At 54.9% G+C, this 22133-nt stretch carries 23 protein-coding genes; 13 read left to right on the top strand and 10 right to left on the bottom strand.

The genetic code is table 11. The annotated features are described in order from the left end of the window. Window positions 1-2 precede the first annotated feature (2 nt). On the top strand, window positions 3-1142 hold the full coding sequence (gene bglB, locus H650_RS04345; protein ID WP_020454136.1) for a beta-galactosidase BglB: 1140 nt from the start codon (window positions 3-5) through the stop codon (window positions 1140-1142). 61 nt (window positions 1143-1203) lie between these two features. On the opposite strand, the gene argS is transcribed toward bglB, so the two are convergent. Continuing rightward, window positions 1204-2937, bottom strand: coding sequence for an arginine--tRNA ligase (gene argS / locus H650_RS04340; RefSeq protein WP_020454135.1), 1734 nt, complete (start codon window positions 2935-2937; stop codon window positions 1204-1206). A gap of 146 nt (window positions 2938-3083) precedes the next feature. Here argS and H650_RS04335 point away from each other — a divergent pair, with 146 nt between their 5' ends. Continuing rightward, entirely contained in the window at window positions 3084-3647 is a 564-nt protein-coding gene (locus tag H650_RS04335; RefSeq protein WP_020454134.1) for a VOC family protein, read from the top strand. Window positions 3648-3690: 43 nt separating this feature from the next. Beyond that, window positions 3691-4434 (top strand): copper homeostasis protein CutC, encoded by a 744-nt coding sequence (gene cutC, locus H650_RS04330; protein WP_020454133.1) that lies wholly within the window; start codon window positions 3691-3693, stop codon window positions 4432-4434. A gap of 82 nt (window positions 4435-4516) precedes the next feature. On the opposite strand, the gene cmoB is transcribed toward cutC, so the two are convergent. Genes cmoB through H650_RS04305 form a run of 5 tightly spaced genes read right to left on the bottom strand, consistent with a single transcriptional unit; the run spans window position 4517 to window position 8094 of the window. Next, window positions 4517-5488, bottom strand: coding sequence for a tRNA 5-methoxyuridine(34)/uridine 5-oxyacetic acid(34) synthase CmoB (gene cmoB, locus H650_RS04325; protein WP_020454132.1), 972 nt, complete (start codon window positions 5486-5488; stop codon window positions 4517-4519). Beyond that, window positions 5485-6225 carry a carboxy-S-adenosyl-L-methionine synthase CmoA gene (gene cmoA / locus H650_RS04320; RefSeq protein ID WP_020454131.1) on the bottom strand — a complete coding sequence of 247 codons (741 nt, stop codon included), beginning with the start codon at window positions 6223-6225 and terminating at the stop codon, window positions 5485-5487. The genes cmoB and cmoA overlap by 4 nt, the downstream gene beginning before the upstream one ends. Before the next feature lie 39 nt (window positions 6226-6264). Next, window positions 6265-6660: an MAPEG family protein gene (locus H650_RS04315; protein WP_017456923.1), complete on the bottom strand. Its 396-nt coding sequence runs from the start codon at window positions 6658-6660 to the stop codon at window positions 6265-6267. 52 nt (window positions 6661-6712) lie between these two features. Then, the gene (locus H650_RS04310) at window positions 6713-7531 is read right to left on the bottom strand and encodes a DUF72 domain-containing protein (protein ID WP_044489395.1); all 819 of its coding nucleotides are present in this window, start codon (window positions 7529-7531) and stop codon (window positions 6713-6715) included. Further along, window positions 7528-8094: a hydrolase gene (locus H650_RS04305; RefSeq protein WP_020454129.1), complete on the bottom strand. Its 567-nt coding sequence runs from the start codon at window positions 8092-8094 to the stop codon at window positions 7528-7530. Before H650_RS04305 ends, H650_RS04310 begins: the two co-directional genes overlap by 4 nt. 266 nt (window positions 8095-8360) lie before the next feature. Here H650_RS04305 and aspS point away from each other — a divergent pair, with 266 nt between their 5' ends. The 4 genes from aspS (at window position 8361) to ruvC (ending at window position 12031) form a co-directional block, all read left to right on the top strand. Continuing rightward, window positions 8361-10139, top strand: coding sequence for an aspartate--tRNA ligase (gene aspS / locus H650_RS04300; protein WP_020454128.1), 1779 nt, complete (start codon window positions 8361-8363; stop codon window positions 10137-10139). 1 nt (window position 10140) lies between these two features. After that, window positions 10141-10584 carry a dihydroneopterin triphosphate diphosphatase gene (nudB, locus tag H650_RS04295; protein ID WP_020454127.1) on the top strand — a complete coding sequence of 148 codons (444 nt, stop codon included), beginning with the start codon at window positions 10141-10143 and terminating at the stop codon, window positions 10582-10584. Window positions 10585-10731: 147 nt separating this feature from the next. Beyond that, window positions 10732-11472: a YebC/PmpR family DNA-binding transcriptional regulator gene (locus tag H650_RS04290; protein WP_020454126.1), complete on the top strand. Its 741-nt coding sequence runs from the start codon at window positions 10732-10734 to the stop codon at window positions 11470-11472. A 37-nt stretch (window positions 11473-11509) separates the two neighbouring features. Continuing rightward, the gene (gene ruvC, locus H650_RS04285; protein WP_020454125.1) at window positions 11510-12031 is read left to right on the top strand and encodes a crossover junction endodeoxyribonuclease RuvC; all 522 of its coding nucleotides are present in this window, start codon (window positions 11510-11512) and stop codon (window positions 12029-12031) included. Between the two features lie 26 nt (window positions 12032-12057). Here the strand turns inward: ruvC and H650_RS04280 are convergent, their stop codons facing one another. After that, window positions 12058-12876: a helix-turn-helix transcriptional regulator gene (locus tag H650_RS04280; protein ID WP_020454124.1), complete on the bottom strand. Its 819-nt coding sequence runs from the start codon at window positions 12874-12876 to the stop codon at window positions 12058-12060. A 95-nt stretch (window positions 12877-12971) separates the two neighbouring features. On the opposite strand from H650_RS04280, the gene H650_RS04275 reads away from it, so the two are divergent. The 3 genes from H650_RS04275 (at window position 12972) to ruvB (ending at window position 15582) form a co-directional block, all read left to right on the top strand. After that, window positions 12972-13853: an SDR family oxidoreductase gene (locus H650_RS04275; protein ID WP_020454123.1), complete on the top strand. Its 882-nt coding sequence runs from the start codon at window positions 12972-12974 to the stop codon at window positions 13851-13853. A 98-nt stretch (window positions 13854-13951) separates the two neighbouring features. After that, window positions 13952-14563: a Holliday junction branch migration protein RuvA gene (gene ruvA, locus H650_RS04270; RefSeq protein ID WP_020454122.1), complete on the top strand. Its 612-nt coding sequence runs from the start codon at window positions 13952-13954 to the stop codon at window positions 14561-14563. Window positions 14564-14571: 8 nt separating this feature from the next. Beyond that, a complete protein-coding gene (ruvB, locus tag H650_RS04265; protein ID WP_020454121.1) occupies window positions 14572-15582 on the top strand; it encodes a Holliday junction branch migration DNA helicase RuvB in 1011 nt (336 codons plus the stop codon). A gap of 39 nt (window positions 15583-15621) precedes the next feature. Here ruvB and znuB read toward each other — a convergent pair whose 3' ends face one another. Next, on the bottom strand, window positions 15622-16407 hold the full coding sequence (gene znuB, locus H650_RS04260; protein ID WP_020454120.1) for a zinc ABC transporter permease subunit ZnuB: 786 nt from the start codon (window positions 16405-16407) through the stop codon (window positions 15622-15624). After that, window positions 16404-17159 carry a zinc ABC transporter ATP-binding protein ZnuC gene (gene znuC / locus H650_RS04255; RefSeq protein WP_020454119.1) on the bottom strand — a complete coding sequence of 252 codons (756 nt, stop codon included), beginning with the start codon at window positions 17157-17159 and terminating at the stop codon, window positions 16404-16406. Before znuC ends, znuB begins: the two co-directional genes overlap by 4 nt. 78 nt (window positions 17160-17237) lie before the next feature. Between znuC and znuA the strand changes: the two genes are divergently transcribed. The 3 genes from znuA (at window position 17238) to lpxM (ending at window position 20628) form a co-directional block, all read left to right on the top strand. Continuing rightward, window positions 17238-18182, top strand: a complete 945-nt coding sequence (znuA, locus tag H650_RS04250; RefSeq protein WP_044489394.1) for a zinc ABC transporter substrate-binding protein ZnuA — start codon at window positions 17238-17240, stop codon at window positions 18180-18182. Window positions 18183-18197: 15 nt separating this feature from the next. Then, window positions 18198-19526 carry a murein DD-endopeptidase MepM gene (mepM, locus tag H650_RS04245; protein ID WP_044489393.1) on the top strand — a complete coding sequence of 443 codons (1329 nt, stop codon included), beginning with the start codon at window positions 18198-18200 and terminating at the stop codon, window positions 19524-19526. Between the two features lie 130 nt (window positions 19527-19656). Further along, window positions 19657-20628 (top strand): lauroyl-Kdo(2)-lipid IV(A) myristoyltransferase, encoded by a 972-nt coding sequence (gene lpxM / locus H650_RS04240; protein ID WP_020454116.1) that lies wholly within the window; start codon window positions 19657-19659, stop codon window positions 20626-20628. 49 nt (window positions 20629-20677) lie between these two features. On the opposite strand, the gene pyk is transcribed toward lpxM, so the two are convergent. Further along, window positions 20678-22120, bottom strand: coding sequence for a pyruvate kinase (gene pyk / locus H650_RS04235; protein WP_017456939.1), 1443 nt, complete (start codon window positions 22118-22120; stop codon window positions 20678-20680). Window positions 22121-22133 lie beyond the last annotated feature (13 nt).

Genomic DNA, 22133 nt, shown 5'->3' with positions numbered 1-22133 from the left:
ATATGAAGGTTTGGCCTGTCAAACACAGCCCGTTACTGCGTCAGCCAGAGCGTTTTATCGCCCGTGATGAACTGAAAGCGTTGATCCGCAAGGTGACGCATAACCTGGTCAATATTCACGACAACACCGGTGAGTTTTTACTCCGTCTCGACGATGGGCGCGTGATTGATACTAAAGGCTGGGCTGGCTGGGAGTGGACGCACGGCGTGGGTCTGTACGGGATGTATCAGTATTATCGCCAGACCGGCGAAGAGGGTGTGCGCGAGGTGATTGATAACTGGTTCGCCGACCGTTTTGCAGAAGGCGCAACCACTAAAAACGTCAACACCATGGCACCGTTCCTGACGCTGGCGTATCGCTATGAAGAAACCGGTAACCCGACTTATCTCCCATGGCTGGAAAGCTGGGCCGAATGGGCGATGAACGAGATGCCGCGCACCGACTGCGGCGGCATGCAGCACATTACGCTGGCGGAGGAGAACCACCAGCAGATGTGGGACGACACGCTGATGATGACCGTGCTGCCGCTGGCGAAAATCGGCAAATTGCTCAACCGGCCAGACTATGTGGAAGAGGCGGTGTATCAGTTTCTGTTGCATGTGCAGAACCTGATGGACAGGGAAACCGGGCTGTGGTTCCACGGCTGGAATTATGACGGTCACCACAATTTTGCCAACGCGCGCTGGGCGCGCGGGAATAGCTGGCTGACCATCGTTATCCCGGATTTCCTTGAGCTTGTCGATCTGCCGGAAAACAATGCGGTGCGCCGTTATCTGCTCCAGGTGCTGAATGCGCAAATCGCCGCGCTGGCGAAGTGCCAGCATGAAAGCGGGTTGTGGCATACGCTGCTCGACGATCCAGATTCTTATCTGGAAGCCTCGGCAACCGCCGGATTTGCCTATGGCATTCTGAAAGCGCTGCGTAAGCGTTATATCAGCACCGATTACACGGATGTGGCGGAAAAAGCGGTGAAAGCGATTGTGGGAAATATTTCGCCGGAAGGGGAGTTATTGCAGGTGTCGTTCGGCACCGGGATGGGCAGTAATCTGGCGTTTTATCGCCAGATCCCGCTGACCTCAATGCCATACGGGCAGGCGATGGCGATGCTCTGTTTGACGGAGTATCTGCGCAAATATTTCTGAAAAGCGATAAATGAAAAACCCCGGCTGGCCGGGGTTTTTTTATGGCTAAAAACGGAAGGGATTACATACGCTCTACGGTTTCGATACCCAGCGTATCCAGACCGAGTTTCAGCGTTTTTGCCGTCAGCAGGGCCAGTTTCAGGCGGCTTAAACGGGTTTCGTCGTTTTCCGCGCTGAGGATCGGGCAGTGCTCGTAGAAGCCGGAGAACAGACCCGCCAGATCGTACAGATAGGCGCACATCACATGCGGCGTACCTTCACGGGCAACGACGGACAGGGTTTCTTCGAACTGCAACAGACGCGCTGCCAGCTGGGATTCACGCTCTTCGCCAATCACCACCGGTGCGTTTTCCAGTACGCTCTCTTCAATACCCGCTTTACGGAATACGGAGAGCACGCGGGTGTAAGCGTACTGCATGTACGGTGCGGTGTTGCCTTCAAAGGCCAGCATGTTGTCCCAGTCGAAAACGTAATCGGTGGTGCGGTTTTTCGACAGATCCGCATATTTCACCGCGCCGATACCGACCGCGTTGGCCAGTTTTTCCAGCTCGTCGGCAGGCATATCCGGGTTCTTTTCAGCCACCAGACGGCGCGCGCGTTCCAGCGCTTCATCCAGCAGATCGGAAAGTTTCACCGTACCGCCCGCGCGGGTTTTGAACGGCTTGCCGTCTTTGCCGAGCATCATGCCGAACATGTGGTGTTCCAGCGGCACGGAATCCGGCACATAACCGGCTTTACGCACGATGGTCCAGGCCTGCATCAGGTGCTGATGCTGACGGGAATCGATGTAGTAGAGCACGCGATCGGCATGCAGCGTTTCATAACGGTATTTCGCGCAGGCGATGTCCGTGGTGGTGTACAGATAGCCGCCATCCTTTTTCTGGATGATGACGCCCATCGGTTCGCCTTCTTTGTTTTTGTACTCATCCAGGAATACCACGGTCGCGCCTTCGCTCTCGACCGCCAGACCTTTGGTTTTCAGATCCGCAACGATGCCCGGTAACATCGGGTTATACAGGCTTTCACCCATTACATCTTTACGGGTCAGCGTCACGTTCAGGCGTTCGTAGGTTTTCTGGTTCTGACTCATGGTGATATCGACCAGCTTGCGCCACATCTCGCGGCAATATTCATCGCCGCCTTGCAGTTTCACCACGTAAGCGCGTGCGCGTTCAGCGAATGCCGCGTCTTCGTCATAATGTTTTTTGGCTTCACGGTAAAAACCTTCCAGATCGGCCAGCGCCATTTCACCAGCATTCTCTTGCTGTTGCAGCTCAAGATAGGCAATCAGCATGCCGAACTGGGTGCCCCAGTCACCGACATGGTTAGCGCGAATCACGTTATGGCCGAGGAATTCCAGCGTACGAACTGATGCATCGCCAATGATGGTGGAGCGCAGATGGCCGACATGCATCTCTTTCGCCACGTTCGGCGCGGAGTAATCGATAACCACGGTTTGCGGCTGCGGTTTTGTTACGCCCAGGCGATCGGATTTCAGCGCCGCATCTACCTGCGAGGCGAGAAACTCAGGCGCGAGGAAAATATTGATAAAGCCAGGACCGGCGATTTCAACTTTATTGGCAATCCCGTCGAGAGAAAGGTGAGACAGAACCTGCTCGGCCAGTTGTCGCGGCGCCATGCCCAGTTTTTTCGCTACTGCCATCACGCCATTAGCCTGATAGTCGCCAAACTGAATTTTTGCTGACTGACGAACCTGCGCTTCACAATCGACTGGCGCGCCTGCTGCAATCATGGCCTGACTGACTTTTTCTGAGAGAAGAGCCTGAATATTCACCGGGATACCTTACTTTTAGGACACCGCGTCGCTGAGGCGGCGTCCGGGTGTTTAATAAAGGCGGGAGTATACTGCAAATGCCCGGTGGCGTCAGCACTGCATAACACGGTAGATTATGCGCTTTGTTATGACTTGCGAGCACTGTTATGCGTACCTGGCAAACTGTCGAAGAGTTGCAGGATATCGTGGAAGATTTGCCACGATTTACCCAAGATTTGCAAAATTTAGCTACCCGTCTGGGGCTGGATATCGCACCCTTAAATGCCGATCACATCTCGTTGCGCTGCCACCAGAACACCACGGCGGAGCGCTGGCGGCGTGGTTTTGAACACTGTGGCGAACTGCTGTCGGAAAACATCATTAATGGTCGGCCGATTTGCCTGTTCAAACTGCGTGAACCCGTGTGCGTCGCCCACTGGCAGTTTACGGTGATTGAGTTGCCGTGGCCGGGTGAAAAGCGCTACCCGCACGAAGGGTGGGAGCATGTAGAAATCGTGCTGCCGGGCGATATCGCCACGCTCAACGCGCGTGCGCTGGCGCTGCTGGCTGATGAGGGCTTAAGCCAGCCGGGTATTTCGGTGAAAACCAGTTCACCAAAAGGCGAGCGCGAACGGCTGCCCAATCCAACGCTGGCGGTGACGGATGGCAAAGTCACCGTGAAATTTCATCCGTGGACCATTGAAGAGATTGTCGCGAGCGAGCAGGGGTGAAAGCGCTTGCGAAAGCGAGCCATGCTGAACCGGGGGAGAGGAAATGACCTTACTGGAAATCTGTTGTTATGGCGTCGATGACGCGGTGATTGCTGAGCAACGTGGCGCCGATCGCATTGAATTTTGCGCCGCACCGAAAGAGGGCGGTTTAACCCCTTCCTTTGGCGCGTTAAAAGCGATTCGACAGGCGGTGACCATTCCTGTACATCCGATCGTGCGCCCGCGCGGTGGGGATTTTTGCTACCGGGCCGATGAGTTTGCCTCCATGCTGAGCGATATTGCGATGCTCCGTGATCTGGGTTTTCCTGGCCTGGTCACCGGTGTGCTGACGGAAGAGGGAGATGTCGATATTGTGCGCATGCGGGAAATTATGCAGGCCGCACAGGGGATGGCGGTAACTTTTCATCGCGCGTTCGATATGTGTGCTAATCCGCTTCAGGTGTTTGATAACTTAGCCGAATTAGGCATCGCACGTATTCTCACGTCTGGTCAGCAGCCCTCGGCAGCAAAAGGACTTTCATTAATCAGGGAACTAAATGCCAGGTCTGGTGTTCCAATCATTATGGCCGGCGCAGGTGTGCGTCCGGATAACCTCGAAACCTTTCTCCATGCGGGTATTAAAGAGGTGCATAGCTCGGCAGGCCGCTGGACAGCATCGCCGATGCGCTATCGCAATCCAGGATTATCGATGTCGTCAGATGCCAGTGCGGATGAATATGCCCGCTACGGCGTGGATGGCGATGCGGTGGCGCTAATGAAAGAGATGATTTTGCACCATCGCCCGTAACAGTTTTTACCGCGCATCATGTCGCCCAATATGATGCTTGCTTGTACCAGGCCCCTGCCATTAACAGGGGCCTTTTTTTATCTTACGGTTTGCGGGCAATCAACACCGCGCGAACCGGGGCCGGGTAGCCTTCAACGGTTTTACTGTTATCCGCCGGGTTAAGAAAATCGGCCAGTGATTCCGTGACCATCCACGGCGTACGACGTTGCTCGTCGGTACTGGTAACGCTGGTATCCGCAATGCGTACATCAACAAAACCACACTTCTCCAGCCAGTTTTTCAGCGCCAGCGCGGAAGGGATAAAATAGACGTTTCGCATTTGCGCATAGCGGTCACCGGGCACCAGCACGGTATTTTCATCGCCTTCCACCACCAGTGTTTCCAGTACCAGCTCGCCATCTTTCACTAACTGATCTTTCAACTGCCACAGATGTTCAAGCGGTGAACGGCGGTGATAGAGCACGCCCATGGAAAACACAGTATCGAAAGCGTTCAGCGCCGGAAGCTGCTCAATGCCAAGCGGCAAAAGATGCGCGCGGCGGTCGTCGCCCAACAGCTTACGCACGGCTTCAAACTGGCATAAAAACAACTGCGTTGGATCGATACCAACGGCAAGCTGCGCACCCGCGCCGACCATGCGCCACAGGTGGTAACCGCTGCCGCAGCCGACATCCAGAATGGTGCGGCCTTTCAGGTCAGAGAGGTGCGGCAGGACGCGCTCCCATTTCCAGTCGGAACGCCATTCGGTGTCGATATCAATGCCATACAGTGAAAATGGCCCTTTGCGCCACGGCATCAGATTACGCAGCAGCGTTTCCATACCTTTAAGCTGCCCGGCGCTGAGCGGTTCGGCGCTTTGCGCGCTGACGCTGTGCAGCAGATCCAGCTTTGCGGGGGTGATGGTCGGCAGAAATTCTACCGCGTTGTTCCACTGCTTAAACTGCCCGTGCAATGCTTCACGCTGCCAGGCGGCGATCTGGGCGGGTAACGTTTCCAGCCAGTGCGCGAGCGTACCGGTGGCTATTTGCTGATAAAAACGGCCGAACTCAATCATGCTGCAACCGCCTTCAGAGCCACCAGCGAACCAAAATTAAAACACTGGAACCACAGTTCGCTGTGCTCAAACCCGGCAGTGCGCAGGCGGGTTTTATGCGCTTCAACAGAATCCGTCAGCATGACATTCTCCAGCATGCTGCGCTTCTGGCTGATCTCCAGTTCGCTGTAGCCGTTAGCACGTTTAAAATCGTGGTGCATATTGAACAACAGTTCGCCGACGGTGTGGTCTTCAAAACTGAATTTTTCCGATAACACTAACGCGCCGCCAGGGTTTAGCCCCTGGTAAACTTTCTGCAGCAGTTTCAGGCGGTCGTCCGGCTGCAGAAATTGCAAGGTGAAGTTGAGTACCACCATCGAGGCGTTTTCAATCTGAACATCGCGAATATCGCCTTCTATCACTTCAACGGGCGTAGGCGCTTTATAGGCATCGATATGACGACGGCAGCGCTCCACCATGGCGGGTGAATTGTCGACGGCGATAATTTTGCAATCAGCATGGTGAATGTTGCGACGCACTGAGAGCGTTGCCGCGCCCAGTGAGCTGCCGAGATCGTAAACCTGCGTGGCAGGCTGGACAAAGCGCTCCGCCAGCATGCCGATCATCGAGATAATATTGGAGTAACCCGGTACGGAACGCTGGATCATGTCCGGGAAGACTTCGGCTACCCGTTCGTCAAAAGTCCAGTCGCCCAGGCTGGCGATAGGCGCAGAAAAAAGCGTGTCGCGGTGAGACATAGTGTAAATATCCGGGAAAACAAAGGGGCGTATTGTGCGCTAATGCAGGGAGAAAACCAACTCCCAGGGCATGTACCACAGATTTGCCAGCACCATCAACAGCAGCGAGCAAAAGGTTGCGCCCATGCCGGAACGACGCCAGCGGATCAGGCGGTGGTGAAAGCCGTAATAATGCATCAGGCGACCGGCGATCAGCAGCAGCCCACAAACATGCACTAACCAGGTTTGCGCGCCGTCCATCTCCATAAAAAGAAGCAGGATCAGGGCGACGGGAATGTATTCCACCGCATTGCCATGAATGCGTATCGCACTTTGCAGCTCGCTAAACCCGCCGTCGCCATAGCTAACACGGTATTGCGTGCGCAGGCGAATAACGTCAAAAGAAAATTTTATGAGTAACAATGCACCCAGCACGGCGTAAAGCGCGCTAACCATACTAACTCCCTTTAAGGCTCTGGTGACCGCTAAACAATGATAGGTGGTTCGTTCAGAAAAGAGAAGATTGCAGCGGAAGAGAAGGGGCGTCGCCAACGCTCGGGACGGCGGCCTGCAACTGCTGCCACAGGGTTTCCACCAGTTCCGGCGCTTGTGCGATATCGGGCGTATGCAAAAACAAATAGGGGGTGGTGGTCTGTTCCCACAACGGGAGTTTTTGCAGCCATACGGCAAACAGCTGGCGATTTTGCTCCATATTATCGCTGCCGATAAAACGCACCATCGGATGGCTGGCGGTTATCAGCGCATGCACCGGGACTTTCGGCTTTTTGCGCTGCGCTTCAATGATCGCTTCACTGTGCGGAATAGCGCTGTGCACCGGTCGGCTATCAAGGATCACGCGATTCACCCCGCGCGCATGTAAGCCCTGATTGAGCGCTTTTTCCTCTTCGCCTTTGGCGAAAAAGCCTGGATGACGCACTTCAACGCCATAGGTGAAATCAGCCGGCAGCGCGTCCAGAAATGCCCACAACGCGGGGATATCGCGTGGGCCAAAGGATGCCGGAAGCTGTAACCAGTACTGGCCTATCCGGTTGGCAAGCGGCGACATTCGTTGAAAAAACTCGTCTGTCAGATCGCGGCAGTTACGCAGCGCCGCCTGGTGCGAAATGGTGGCGGGGAATTTAAAGCAAAAGCGGAAATCATCGGTGGTTTGTTCGCGCCAGCGCCCCACGATCTCAGCTTTTGGCAGTGCGTAAAGCGTGGTGTTGCCTTCGACGCAGTTAAAGTGACGGGCGTACTCTTCGAGGCTGGTGATGCCAAGGCGCACCCATTTGGGGTGCGACCATTGCGGCAGGCCGACATACATCATAACGCGCTGAGGATCTCGTCCGTGCTGCGAACACGGCTAATGCGCGGGAAGATATACTTCAGGCTGCCCTGATGTTGCTCGTTGCTGCCTGCGCTGCAAGCATCTTCTGCAATCACCAGCGAAAAACCTAATTCCCACGCGTTGCGCGCGGTGGATTCCACGCCAATATTGGTGGAAATGCCGCACAGCACAATGGTGTCGATGCCACGGCGGCGCAGTTGCAGCTCAAGATCGGTGCCGTAAAACGCGCCCCACTGGCGTTTGGTCACTTCAATATCGCTCTCTTTTTTACCCAAGGCCTGCGGGTAAACCCACCAGTTTTCCGGTAGTGTATGACCACCTGTTGGCGCGTCAACCGGCTGTTTCAGCGCTTCGGCAAAATCCGCTGACCAGCCAACGCGCACTAATACGACCGGCGAACCGTTGGCACGGAATTTTTCCGCGAGCGTTGCGGCACGTTGAACCACGTCCTGCGCTGTGTGCGGGCCACCGGCGAAAGGTAAAATACCCTCCTGTAAATCGATCACCACCAGTGCGGTTTTCTCAGCATTGAGTTCCAGCATAATAACTCCTGAAAAATGAATGACGTCGGCGGATACCTTACGCGTTATGCAGGTGCGGACGGTTTACAAATTTTGTTAAATTTTGTGAGAATGCGCAATAAGCGCGCAGCAAACGCGCGTACAGTCGGTCGCGGGCTTATCGTCAGTCAGAATTTCCAGTATAATAGCCCCCTTTTTTCATCCAGTTGTGACATACGAAAATAGCTGCCACCAGAGTGCCTGCCCCGCAGGCGGCGGGTCGCGCGCAGCTAATTAAGGGATATCTCATGCGTACAGTATATTGCGGGCAGCTCAATCAGTCCCATGTGGGACAGCAAGTAACGCTTTGTGGGTGGGTCAATCGTCGTCGTGACCTCGGTAGCCTTATCTTTATTGATATGCGCGATCGCGAAGGCATCGTGCAGGTGTTTTTCGACCCGGACCGTGAGGATGCGTTCCAGCTCGCCTCTGAACTGCGTAATGAGTTCTGCATTCAGGTTACCGGTACCGTGCGTGCGCGCGACGGCAAAAACGTCAACAAAGATATGGCAACCGGTGAAGTGGAAGTGTTCGCCACCGGGCTGAATATTATCAACCGTTCTGACGTGCTGCCGCTGGACTCCAACCACGTTAATACCGAAGAAGCGCGTCTGAAATACCGCTACCTCGATCTGCGCCGCCCGGAAATGGCTCAGCGCCTGAAAACCCGCGCCCGGATCACCAGCTTCGTGCGTCGCTTTATGGATGACCACGGTTTCCTCGATATTGAAACCCCGATGCTGACCAAAGCGACGCCGGAAGGCGCGCGTGACTATCTCGTGCCGTCGCGCGTGCATAAAGGCAAATTCTACGCGCTGCCGCAATCCCCACAGCTGTTTAAACAACTGCTGATGATGTCCGGCTTCGACCGTTACTATCAGATCGTCAAATGTTTCCGTGATGAAGACCTGCGTGCTGACCGCCAGCCGGAATTCACCCAGATCGATGTGGAAACCTCCTTTATGACCGCGCCGCAGGTGCGTGAAGTGATGGAAGCGCTGGTTCGCGAGCTGTGGCAGGAAATTCGTGGTGTGGATCTGGGCGAGTTCCCGATTATGACCTTCGCTGAAGCCGAGCGTCGTTACGGTTCCGATAAACCCGATTTGCGTAACCCGATGGAGCTGGTGGACGTGGCCGACTTGCTGAAAGCGGTCGAGTTTAAAGTCTTCTCCGGCCCGGCAAACGATCCGAAAGGCCGCGTTGCCGCGCTGCGTGTGCCAGGTGGCGCACAACTTAGCCGTAAACAGATTGACGACTACGGCAAGTTTATCGAAATCTACGGGGCGAAAGGCCTTGCTTACATTAAGGTCAACGAAGCGGCAAAAGGACTGGAGGGGATCACCAGCCCGGTCGCGAAGTTCCTGAACGCTGAAATCGTTAGCGCGATCCTTGAGCGCACTGGCGCACAAGATGGCGACATGATTTTCTTCGGCGCGGACCACAAAAAAGTGGTGGCTGATGCGCTGGGCGCGCTGCGTCTGAAGCTGGGTAAAGACCTGAATCTGACCGACGAAGCCAAATGGGCGCCGCTGTGGGTGATCGACTTCCCGATGTTTGAAGATGACGGCGAAGGCGGTCTGACCGCGATGCATCACCCGTTCACCTCGCCGAAAGATATGACTGCCGCTGAGCTGAAAGCGGCACCGGAAGAGGCCGTAGCGAATGCTTACGATATGGTTATCAACGGTTATGAAGTGGGCGGCGGTTCTGTACGTATCCATAACGGCGAAATGCAGCAGACTGTATTCGGCATTCTGGGCATCAATGAGCAGGAACAGCGTGAGAAGTTCGGCTTCCTGCTGGATGCGCTGAAGTATGGTACGCCGCCGCACGCGGGTCTGGCGTTTGGTCTGGATCGTCTGACCATGTTACTGACCGGCACCGATAACATCCGTGATGTGATTGCGTTCCCGAAAACCACGGCGGCGGCCTGTCTGCTGACCGAAGCGCCAAGTTTCGCCAACCCGGCATCGCTGGCTGAGCTGGGTATTTCCGTCGTCAAAAAAGAGACGCCGGAGAATAAATAAGATGGCCTTTAAGCACCCTGTTTCTGTGCTGGTGGTGATTTACGCCGAGGACACGAAACGGGTGCTGATGTTGCAGCGACGCGACGATCCTGATTTCTGGCAGTCGGTTACCGGCAGTCTTGAAGCAGGGGAGGTAGCGTCGCAAGCCGCCATGCGTGAAGTAAAGGAAGAGGTCGACATCGATATTGCTTGCGAGCAACTGACCTTAGTTGACTGTCAGCGCACGGTGGAATTTGAAATATTTAGTCATTTACGTCATCGCTATGCGCCGGGCGTTACGCACAATACCGAATCCTGGTTTTGTCTTGCGCTGCCCCATGAACGCCAGATCGTTTTTAGTGAACATCTGGCGTACCGCTGGCTTGATGCCCCGGCAGCGGCGGCATTAACCAAGTCGTGGAGCAACCGGCAGGCGATTGAAGAATTTGTTATTAACGCCGACTAATTTCCCCTGGAATTTCAGTTCTCAGGAAGGTGGCAATCCCCGGCGTCGCCAGGTGTTTACTGTGGTAAGCAACGGGTGCGAACGGGGGCAGCCAACGCGCCAGAGGACTGAAAGCCGCCGGGAAAAGGCTTTATTGGAGAGTTTTTTATGGCAGGTCATAGTAAATGGGCCAACACCAAACACCGCAAAGCGGCACAGGATGCTAAACGCGGTAAGATCTTTACCAAAATCATCCGTGAACTGGTAACGGCTGCGCGTCTGGGCGGCGGTGATATCGGTTCTAACCCGCGCCTGCGTGCGGCGGTTGATAAAGCGCTGTCTAACAACATGACCCGCGACACCTTAAACCGTGCTATCGCGCGTGGTGTGGGTGGTGATGATGACACGAACATGGAAACCATCATTTATGAAGGTTATGGTCCTGGCGGCACGGCGGTGATGGTGGAGTGTCTGAGTGACAACCGCAACCGTACCGTGGCGGAAGTGCGTCATGCTTTCAGCAAATGCGGTGGCAACCTCGGTACTGACGGTTCTGTCGCCTATCTGTTCAGCAAAAAAGGGGTTATCTCCTTCGACGCAGGCGACGAAGACACCATTATGGAAGCGGCGCTGGAAGCCGGTGCTGAAGACGTAGTGACGTTTGATGATGGCGCAATTGACGTTTATACCGCGTGGGAAGAGATGGGCGCCGTGCGTGACGCACTGGAAGCCGCGGGTCTGAAAGCGGACAACGCTGAAGTCTCCATGATTCCGTCGACCAAAGCCGACATGGACGCGGAAACCGCGCCGAAACTGCTGCGTCTGATCGATATGCTGGAAGATTGCGACGACGTGCAGGAGGTTTACCACAACGGTGAGATCTCTGATGAGGTTGCGGCGACACTCTAATGTCGCTGATTAACTCGCCTGTCACCGGAGACGCATAATGGCGATCATTCTCGGTATCGATCCGGGTTCGCGCGTCACCGGTTACGGCGTGATCCGCCAGACGGGACGACAACTGACCTATCTCGGCAGCGGTTGTATCCGTACCAAAGTGGATGATTTACCGTCGCGTCTGAAGCTGATTTATGCGGGCGTGACGGAGATCATTACCCAGTTCCAACCGGATTTTTTCGCTATCGAGCAAGTGTTTATGGCGAAAAACGCCGATTCGGCACTCAAGCTGGGGCAGGCGCGCGGTGTGGCGATTGTCGCCGCCGTCAATCAGGACTTGCCAGTGTTTGAATATGCCGCACGGCAGGTAAAGCAGACGGTGGTGGGGATTGGCAGCGCGGAAAAAAGCCAGGTGCAGCATATGGTGCGCACGCTGCTGAAACTGCCCGCTAACCCGCAGGCGGATGCGGCAGATGCGCTGGCTATCGCCATCACGCATTGCCATGTCAGCCAGAATGCGTTGCAGGTTAGCAGCACAAGGCTCAATCTGGCTCGCGGACGATTACGCTAAAAAGCGCCGGTTTACCGGCGCTTTTTTTATAACAGCGAATTTATCTTGCGTGCGTCCTCGTCGGTCGACGGGTTATAGACCACCATTGTTAAGTCCGGTTGCCCTTCCACCGAAAAACTCGAATACTCCAGCGATAACCGACCGACCGCACCATGCAGCAGGATTTTGGTGCCTTCTTCCATGACCGCAATATCGTTATTCTGCCAGAGCTCGGCGAACTCAGCAGAAGCTGCACTGAGTTCTTCCACCAGCGGACGAATTTCAACCGACGCACCCGCGCGGGTTGCATCAGCACGAAAAGCGGCCACCAGAAAGCGGGCGAGCGAGTGCCAGTCCACCTGCGCGGCGCGTGCCTGGGGATTAAGGAAAATACGCCGCAGAATGTTACGTTCATGTGCAGGCTGGCTGGCGTAATCGGATAACACCACCGTGGCGGCTTTGTTCCAGGCGAGCACATCCCAGGTTGCATTGCGGATCATCGCCGGGCTCAGGTGCATACAGTCCAGCACCTTTTGCAGCCTTTCTGTCACGGTTCCTCTGGCCGGGTAATGCATGCCCGGAGCACGGCCTAATGCCAGATGAAAAACGTGTTCGCGTTCGCGCTGAGAAAGGCGCAGCGCCTGACAAATGCGCTCCAGCACTTCCGCCGAAGGCGTTCCCCCGCGACCTTGCTCAAGCCAGGTGTACCAGGTAGCACTAATACAGGCCAGATGCGCCACCTCTTCACGGCGTAGCCCCGGCGTACGCCGCCGTGCGGTATGAAAACCCAGCGCCACAGGGTCAAGCTGCGCCCGGCGCGACTTCAGGTAACTGCCCAGATCTTTAGGCTGAGTAACGCTTTGCATCCTGTTAGTCCTTATACCCCGATAACGTCACTACTTTTCACTACAGAGGATATTTATAAGGATAACGGCGCGAGTCAACATCAGGAGACACACACATGCATGTTTTTCTAACGGGCGCGACCGGTTGGGTCGGCGCAAAAGTGGCGGCAGAGCTGATTGCTGCCGGGCATCAGGTGAGCGGCCTGGCAAGAAACGCGGATAAAGCACAGGCGTTGCTGGCTGCGGGAGGGCAGGTTGTTTCCGGAACGCTGGATGATCATTCCCTCTTGTTTGACGCGGCCTCGCGTGCGGATGCGGTGATCCATACCGCCTTTAATCACGACTTTTCCCGCTTTGCGGAAAATAGCGAACAGGACCGTCGCGCCATTGAAGTGATGGGGGAGGCGCTGATCGGTAGTGACCGTCCGTTGCTGGTGACCTCGGGGCTGGCAAGGTTGGTTCAGGGACGGCCAGCAACAGAAAAGGATCATCCTGTCAGCGCGCCGGACTATCTACGCCGTTCCGAACAGGCGGCACAGGCTCTGGTCGAAAAAGGTGTCCGGGCTGCCAGTGTGCGTCTGGCTCCAACTGTTCATGGTGTAGGCGATCACGGTTTTATCCCGATTTTGATCGCGCTGGCGAAGAAAACTGGTGTATCCGCCTGGCCGGGCGAGGGCAATAATCGCTGGGCGGCGGTGCATCGCCTTGATGCGGCGAAGCTCTACCGGTTGGCGCTGGAAAGTGGCGTCACGGAAACGGTATACCATGCGGTAGCGGAGCAAGGGATCGCGATGCGGGAGATTGCTATCGCCATCGGCAACATGCTGGGCCTGCCCGCTGAATCACGCGGTGCTGACCATTTTGGCTGGTTTGCCACCTTTGCCGCAGCGGATATGTCAGCGTCCAGCGAGCGAACCCGCGAGGTCTTAGGCTGGCACCCTGAGCAACGCGATTTGCTCACCGATCTTGCGGATGCGGCCTATTACGCGAATTCCTGAACCGCGCTCGCGTTTTCCTGTATATTCGGCTGGATATCTATCCAGCCTTTTTTTATCATACGGCATTACACTTTCAGCCGTTAACGCAGGAGCGTCACGTGATAGGCAGACTCAGAGGCATTATTGTAGAAAAACAACCCCCGTTGGTTCTGCTGGAAGTGGGGGGCGTGGGATATGAAGTCCATATGCCGATGACCTGCTTTTATGAGCTCCCGGACGCCGGAAAAGAGGCGGTTGTTTTTACACAGTTTGTGGTTCGCGAAGACGCTCAGCTCTTGTACGGCTTTAATAACAAGCAGGAACGGACGCTGTTTCGTGAGCTCATCAAAACCAATGGCGTTGGGCCGAAGCTGGCGCTGGCGATTTTGTCCGGTATGTCGGCGCAGCAGTTTGTTAACGCCGTAGAACGCGAAGATCCTGCGGCGTTGGTCAAATTGCCGGGAATAGGGAAGAAAACCGCCGAGCGTTTGATTGTCGAGATGAAAGATCGCTTTAAAGGTCTGCATGGCGATCTCTTCACCCCAGCGGCAGATTTGGTGCTGGCCTCTCCGGCGAGCCCGGCGACGGATGATGCGGAACAAGAAGCCGTTGCTGCGCTGGTGGCGTTGGGCTATAAACCTCAGGAAGCCAGCCGGATGGTAAGCAAGATTGCGCGTCCGGACGCCAACAGTGAAACCCTGATCCGCGAAGCACTGCGCGCGGCGTTGTGAGGTAGAGGATGATTGAAGCAGACCGTCTGGTAACGCCCGCCAGCACCAATATAGAGGAAGTTGCAGACCGCGCTATTCGTCCGAAAATGCTCGACGAGTATATCGGTCAGCCGCAGGTGCGCTCGCAAATGGAGATCTTTATCCAGGCGGCAAAGCTGCGCGGTGACGCGCTGGACCATCTGCTTATCTTCGGCCCACCGGGCTTAGGTAAAACGACGCTGGCGAATATCGTGGCAAACGAGATGGGTGTCAATCTGCGCACGACCTCAGGGCCAGTGCTGGAAAAAGCGGGCGATCTTGCCGCGATGCTCACTAACCTCGAGCCGCATGATGTGCTGTTTATCGATGAAATACACCGCCTCTCGCCGGTTGTTGAAGAGGTGCTTTATCCGGCGATGGAAGATTACCAGCTGGATATCATGATCGGTGAAGGGCCAGCGGCGCGCTCGATAAAAATCGATTTACCGCCGTTTACCTTGATCGGCGCGACGACGCGTGCGGGTTCGCTTACGTCGCCGTTGCGCGATCGTTTCGGTATCGTGCAGCGTCTGGAGTTCTATCAGGTTGCGGATTTACAGCACATTGTCGGGCGCAGCGCGCGCTTTATGGGGCTGGCGATGAGCGACGAGGGTGCGCTGGAAGTGGCGCGCCGCTCACGCGGTACGCCACGTATTGCGAATCGTCTGCTGCGGCGTGTGCGCGATTTCGCCGAAGTGAAACACGATGGCGATATTACCGCTGATATCGCGGCCCAGGCGCTCGACATGCTGAATGTCGATGCCGAAGGCTTCGACTATATGGATCGTAAGCTGCTGTTAGCCGTTATCGATAAGTTCTTCGGTGGCCCGGTCGGGCTGGACAACCTGGCGGCAGCCATTGGCGAAGAGCGCGAAACGATTGAGGATGTGCTGGAGCCATATCTTATCCAGCAGGGTTTTTTGCAGCGTACGCCGCGTGGTCGGATGGCAACAGTCAGAGCGTGGAACCACTTCGGCATTACGCCACCGCAAATGCCATAACATTAAAGGCCGGAGAGCATTTGCTTCCGGCCTTTCGCTTTAGCTGGCGGGTTTCTTCATCATGCTGAAGATAAACAGCAGCGCCGCGCACAACACCACGGATGGGCCCGCGGGCGTGTCATAAAAGGCTGAAAATGTCAGCCCGCCGGTGACGGCAATCATCCCGATCCCGACCGCGATGCCCGCCATTTGCTCCGGCGTACGTGCGAAGCGTCGCGATGTCGCGGCAGGGATAATCAACAGGGAGGTAATGATCAGTGCGCCGACGAATTTCATGGCAACGCCAATCGTTAATGCAGTGACCAGCATCAGTAACAGCTTCACACGCTGCAGCTTCACGCCATCGACAAAGGCCAGCTCGGGGCTGATGGTCATCGACAGCAGATTGCGCCATTGCCAGAACAAAATCCCCAGCACCACGACAACGCCCAGAGCGATCGCCACCAGGTCGCCTGGTGTCACTGCCAGCAAATCCCCGAACAGATAGGCCATTAAATCGACACGGATATTTGACATCAGGCTGACAACAACCAGACCCAGCGACAATGCGCTGTGCGCCATGATCCCCAGCAGGGTATCAATGGCCAGATGAGGCCGTTTTTCCAGCCATACCAGCCCGGCGGCCAGCAGCAGCGTAACCGCGATCACCGCATAAAAGGGATTGACGTCCAGTAACAAACCGAAAGCGACACCCAAAAGAGAAGCATGCGCGAGCGTATCGCCGAAATAGGACATTCTGCGCCAGACAACAAATGAGCCCAACGGACCTGCCGCGCAGGCGAGCATAACCCCGGCAAGCCAGCCGGGTAGTAATAATTCAATCATGAGTGTCCATTACCCTGGCGCAGCACAATGCGGCCCTGTAAATCGTGGCGGTGGTTGTGATTGTGGCGATAAATTCCCAGCTGTTCCGCGCCACGCTGGCCGAACATGGAGATAAATTCCGGGTGCATCGAAACCACTTCTGGCGTGCCAGAACAGCAAATATGGTGATTCAGGCAGAGCACTTCATCGGTTTTTGCCATAACCAGATGCAGATCGTGAGAAACCATCAATACAGCGCAGTCCAGCTCTTTACGCAACTGGTCGATCAGGTTGTACAGCGCTACCTGGCCATTCACATCAACGCCCTGGGTTGGCTCATCAAGAACCAGTAATTGGGGGCGATTAAGCAGCGCTCGCGCGAGCAATACACGCTGGGTTTCGCCACCAGAAAGTTTTTGCATTGGCGCATCGACCAGGTGTGCGGCCTGAACACGTTTCAGTGCCGGAACAATATCGTCTTTACTGGTGCCAGGACGCAGGCGCATAAAGCGGCCAACGGTGAGCGGCAGAGTCGCGTCAAGGTGTAATTTCTGCGGCACGTATCCGATGCGCAGCGTTTTGTCACGCTTGATTAACCCGGAATCGGGTGCTACCAGCCCAAGCACAACGCGCACCAGCGTTGATTTGCCCGCGCCATTAGGGCCCAGCAGGGTTAAAATTTTACCAGCGCGTAAATTCAGCGAAATATCAGACAGGACGCGACGTTGGCCGAATGAGACGGTGATTTTTTCGAGCGTTACAAGATTCGTCATAGCATTTATGGGGTTGCACAAGTTGTCGAATGTTATAATATCACATCCCACTCATTCATTACGATTAATAGTCGCATTATGTTACATAAAAATACGCTTCTTTGCGCAGCGTTATCCGCTGCGCTTCTCGGTGGAGCAGCACAAACTGCTAACGCCGCCGTTGTAACGTCATTAAAGCCGCTGGGGTTTATCGCGTCAGCAATAGCCGATGGGGTGACACCGACGGAAGTATTACTGCCGGACGGTGCATCAGAGCACGATTATTCCCTGCGTCCTTCGGATGTAAAACGCTTACAGAACGCGGACTTAGTATTTTGGGTTGGGCCTGAAATGGAAGCATTTATGGTGCGTTCCGCGCAGCAAATCCCGGCGAAAAAATTAGTGACGATGGCGGATCTGGATGGCGTGAAAACGCTACTCATGAAAGGGTCGGATGACGATGAGCACGACCATGATGATGGACATCATCAGGACGAAAAAAGTGATGAACATCACCATCACGGTGAGTACAACATGCATCTGTGGCTTTCCCCGGAGATTGCGCGGCTGTCAGCGGTTGCAATCCACGATAAATTAGTGGAAGTTATGCCGCAAAGTCGAGCCAAGCTGGACGCCAACCTGCAAGCATTTGAGGCATCATTAGCCCAGTCCGATAAGCAGGTCGGTAACGAGCTGGCACCGCTGAAAGGGAAAGGGTATTTCGTTTTTCATGACGCCTATGGCTACTTTGAAAAACACTACGGACTGACTCCGCTGGGTCACTTTACCGTCAACCCCGAAATTCAGCCTGGTGCGCAGCGTTTACATGAAATCAGAACACAGTTGGTTGAGCAAAAAGCAACCTGCGTTTTTGCTGAGCCACAGTTCAGGCCAGCGGTCGTAGAAGCTGTTGCCAGAGGGACATCCGTTCGAATGGGAACGTTGGATCCGCTCGGTATCGGCATCAAGTTAGGCAAAGAGAGCTATCCGCAGTTCCTTGCCCAACTTTCACATCAGTATGCGAGCTGCCTGAAAGGAGAATAACGAGGAAGTGAATACGTGCAACAGATAGCCCGCTCTGTCGCCCTGGCATTTAATAATCTGCCCCGACCCCACCGCGTTATGCTGGGGTCGCTTACAGTTCTCACTCTCACGGTCGCCGTTTGGCGTCCGTACGTTTACCACCCCGAATCCGTTACCCCCATTGTTAAAGCCATCGAACTGCCGAAGAGCGAAATTCGTTCTTTGTTGCCGGAAGCCAGCGAACCTATCGACCAGACTGCCTCGGATGACGATGTTGACGCTATTCCGCAGGATGAACTCGATGAGAAAACATCCAGTGAAGCCGGCGTACATGAATATGTCGTATCGACGGGCGATACGCTGAGCAGCATTCTTAATCAGTACGGCATCGATATGGGTGATATCAGCCAGCTTGCCGCTGCGGATAAAGAACTGCGTAACCTGAAAATTGGCCAACAGATCTCCTGGACTCTGACCGCGGATGGCGATTTGCAGCGGTTGACCTGGGAGATGTCCCGCCGCGAGACCCGTACTTATGACCGCATTGATGGCGGCTTCAAAATGAGTAGCGAAACGCAGCAGGGCGATTGGGTAAACTCGGTGATGAAAGGGACTGTCGGCGGGAGTTTTGTTTCCAGCGCGCGCGACGCTGGGTTAACCAGCGGTGAAATCAGCGCGGTGATCAAAGCCATGCAGTGGCAGATGGATTTCCGCAAACTGAAAAAAGGCGATGAATTCTCCGTACTGATGTCTCGCGAAATGCTGGAAGGCAAGCAAGAGCAAAGCCAGTTGCTTGGTGTGCGTTTGCGTTCCGACGGCAAAGATTATTATGCAATCCGCGCAGAAGACGGCAAATTTTACGATCGCAACGGTACTGGTCTGGCAAAAGGATTTTTGCGTTTCCCGACATCCAAGCAGTTCCGCGTATCTTCAAATTTTGACCCCCGTCGTCTGAACCCGGTTACTGGTCGGGTTGCGCCGCATAAAGGCGTTGATTTCGCGTTGCCGCAGGGAACGCCTGTGCTGGCCGTAGGAGATGGTGAAGTCGTCGTGGCGAAACGCAGCGGAGCGGCAGGTAACTATGTCGCTATCCGTCACGGGCGCACCTATACCACGCGATATATGCACCTGCGCAAACTGTTGGTAAAACCAGGGCAGAAAGTGAAACGCGGCGATCGTATTGCGCTCTCCGGGAACACCGGACGTTCTACCGGGCCGCATTTGCACTATGAAGTGTGGATCAACCAGCAAGCGGTTAATCCGTTAACGGCGAAGCTGCCGAGAACCGAAGGATTAAGCGGGTCGGATCGTAAAGATTATCTGGCACAGGTTAAAGAGATTCTGCCTCAGTTAAAAGTAGACTGATTCGTTTAACAAATGTGCGTCCGAAGCCGATGTCCAAACCGCATCGGCTTTTTCTTTTGTGCGATGGATGGCGCCTCGCTACACTATCTCATTATTTTATGTGAACTGATTTCTCGCCTGCGGAAGATGCATGGAAACGAAAAAAAATACCGCTGAATACATTCCTGAGTTTGAAAACGAATTTCGCCACCCGCGTTACTGGGGCGCGTGGATGGGAGTGCTGGCTTTTGCGGGCGTTGCATTGATCCCGCCGTCGGTGCGCGATCCTGTACTCGGCAAACTTGGTCGTCTGGCCGGAAAGTTCGGCAAAAGCGCGCGCCGCCGTGCGCAGATCAATCTCTACTACTGCTTCCCTGAAAAAAGCGATGCGGAAAGAGAGGCCATTATTGATGAGATGTTCGCCACTGCGCCACAAGCCATGGTTCTGATGGCTGAACTGGCGTTACGTGGCCCGGAAAAGGTTCTTCCGCGTGTGGAATGGCAGGGCCGGGAAATTATTGATGAAATGCACCGCAACGAAGAGAAGGTGATTTTCCTTGTCCCGCACGGTTGGGGCGTTGATATCCCGGCGATGTTAATGGCATCGCAAGGCCAAAAAATGGCGGCGATGTTCCACAATCAGGGCAACAAAGTGTTCGATTATGTATGGAACACCGTGCGTCGTCGTTTTGGCGGGCGTTTACATGCGCGTAATGATGGGATCAAACCCTTTATCCAGTCGGTTCGCCAGGGCTACTGGGGGTACTACCTTCCGGACCAGGATCACGGTGCGGAGCACAGCGAATTTGTTGATTTCTTTGCAACCTATAAAGCGACCCTGCCGGCGATTGGCCGTCTGATGAAAGTGTGCCGTGCGCGCGTGGTGCCGCTGTTCCCGGTTTATGATGCGAAAACACACCGGCTGATTATTCAGGTGCGTCCGCCGATGGACGACCTGCTCACCGCCGATGACAACACGATTGCCCGCCGTATGAACGAAGAAGTTGAACAGTTTGTCGGTCCGCGTCCTGAGCAATACACCTGGATCCTCAAATTGCTAAAAACGCGAAAACCAGGTGAAACCGAGCCTTACCAGCGCAAAGATTTATTTCCGAAAAAATAGCCCATAAAAAGGCCTCTCATAGAGAGGCCTTTTTGCTTCCTGTTACCGCTTATTCAACGGTGAGAATGCGCGTGGTGTTGGTGGTGCCGATGGTGCTCATCACATCACCCTGAGTCACGATAACCAGGTCACCGGAGAGCAAATAGCCTTTATCGCGCAGCAGGTTTACTGCGTCGTGAGCTGCCGTCACGCCGTCATTTACGCTGTCGAAATAGACCGGGGTGACGCCGCGATACAGAGCTGTCAGATTGAGTGTACGTTCATGACGAGAGAGAGCGAAAATCGGCAGCCCGGAACTGATGCGCGAGGTCATTAGCGCGGTGCGACCCGATTCTGTCATCGAAATGATAGCGGTTACACCTTTCAGGTGGTTTGCCGCATACATCGCCGACATGGCAATCGCTTCTTCCACGTTATCGAATTGGATATCCAGGCGGTGTTTGGAGACGTTGATGCTTGGAATCTTCTCAGCACCCAGACATACACGCGCCATTGCAGCAACGGTTTCGGACGGATACTGACCAGCGGCCGTTTCGGCAGAGAGCATGACCGCATCGGTGCCATCGAGCACGGCGTTGGCAACGTCCATCACTTCCGCACGCGTTGGCATTGGGTTGGTGATCATCGACTCCATCATCTGCGTCGCAGTGATTACTGCCCGGTTCAGCTGGCGCGCACGGCGGATCAGCGCTTTCTGGATACCAACCAGCTCCGGGTCACCGATTTCAACACCGAGATCGCCGCGTGCGACCATTACCACGTCGGAGGCGAGGATCACATCATCCATCGCATCCTGATTGCATACCGCTTCTGCACGCTCAACTTTTGCCACGATTTTGGCATCGCAACCGGCATCGCGCGCCAGACGGCGAGCGTAGTTAAGATCTTCGCCGCAGCGCGGGAAGGAGACGGCCAGGTAGTCAACGCCGATCAATGCTGCTGTTACGATGTCCGCTTTGTCTTTTTCAGTCAGCGCTTCAGCAGAGAGGCCGCCGCCCAGCTTGTTGATGCCTTTATTGTTCGACAGCGGGCCGCCGACGGTCACTTCGGTAAACACTTTCATGCCCTGAACTTCCAGCACTTTTAGCTGTACGCGACCGTCGTCCAGCAGCAGGATATCACCCGGAACCACATCGGCAGGCAAACCTTTATAATCGATGCCCACTTTTTCTTTGTCGCCTTCACCTTTACCGAGGTTGGCGTCGAGCAGGAATTTATCCCCGATGTTCAGGAAAACTTTGCCTTCCTTAAAGGTGGAAACACGAATTTTTGGCCCCTGTAAATCGCCAAGGATAGCAACATGACGTCCCAGTTTTGCCGCAATCTCACGCACTTTATCCGCACGTAATTTATGATCTTCAGGTGTTCCGTGTGAGAAGTTCATACGTACCACGTTAGCACCGGCAGCGATCACCTTCTCAAGGTTGTTATCGCGGTCAGTAGCCGGGCCTAAGGTGGTTACGATTTTGGTTCTGCGAAGCCTTCTGGACATGTAATACTCCGTT

It is taken from the genome of Enterobacter sp. R4-368, from assembly GCF_000410515.1.
Taxonomy (GTDB): Bacteria; Pseudomonadota; Gammaproteobacteria; order Enterobacterales; family Enterobacteriaceae; genus Kosakonia.
This window is presented reverse-complemented; position numbering and strand designations above follow the sequence as displayed.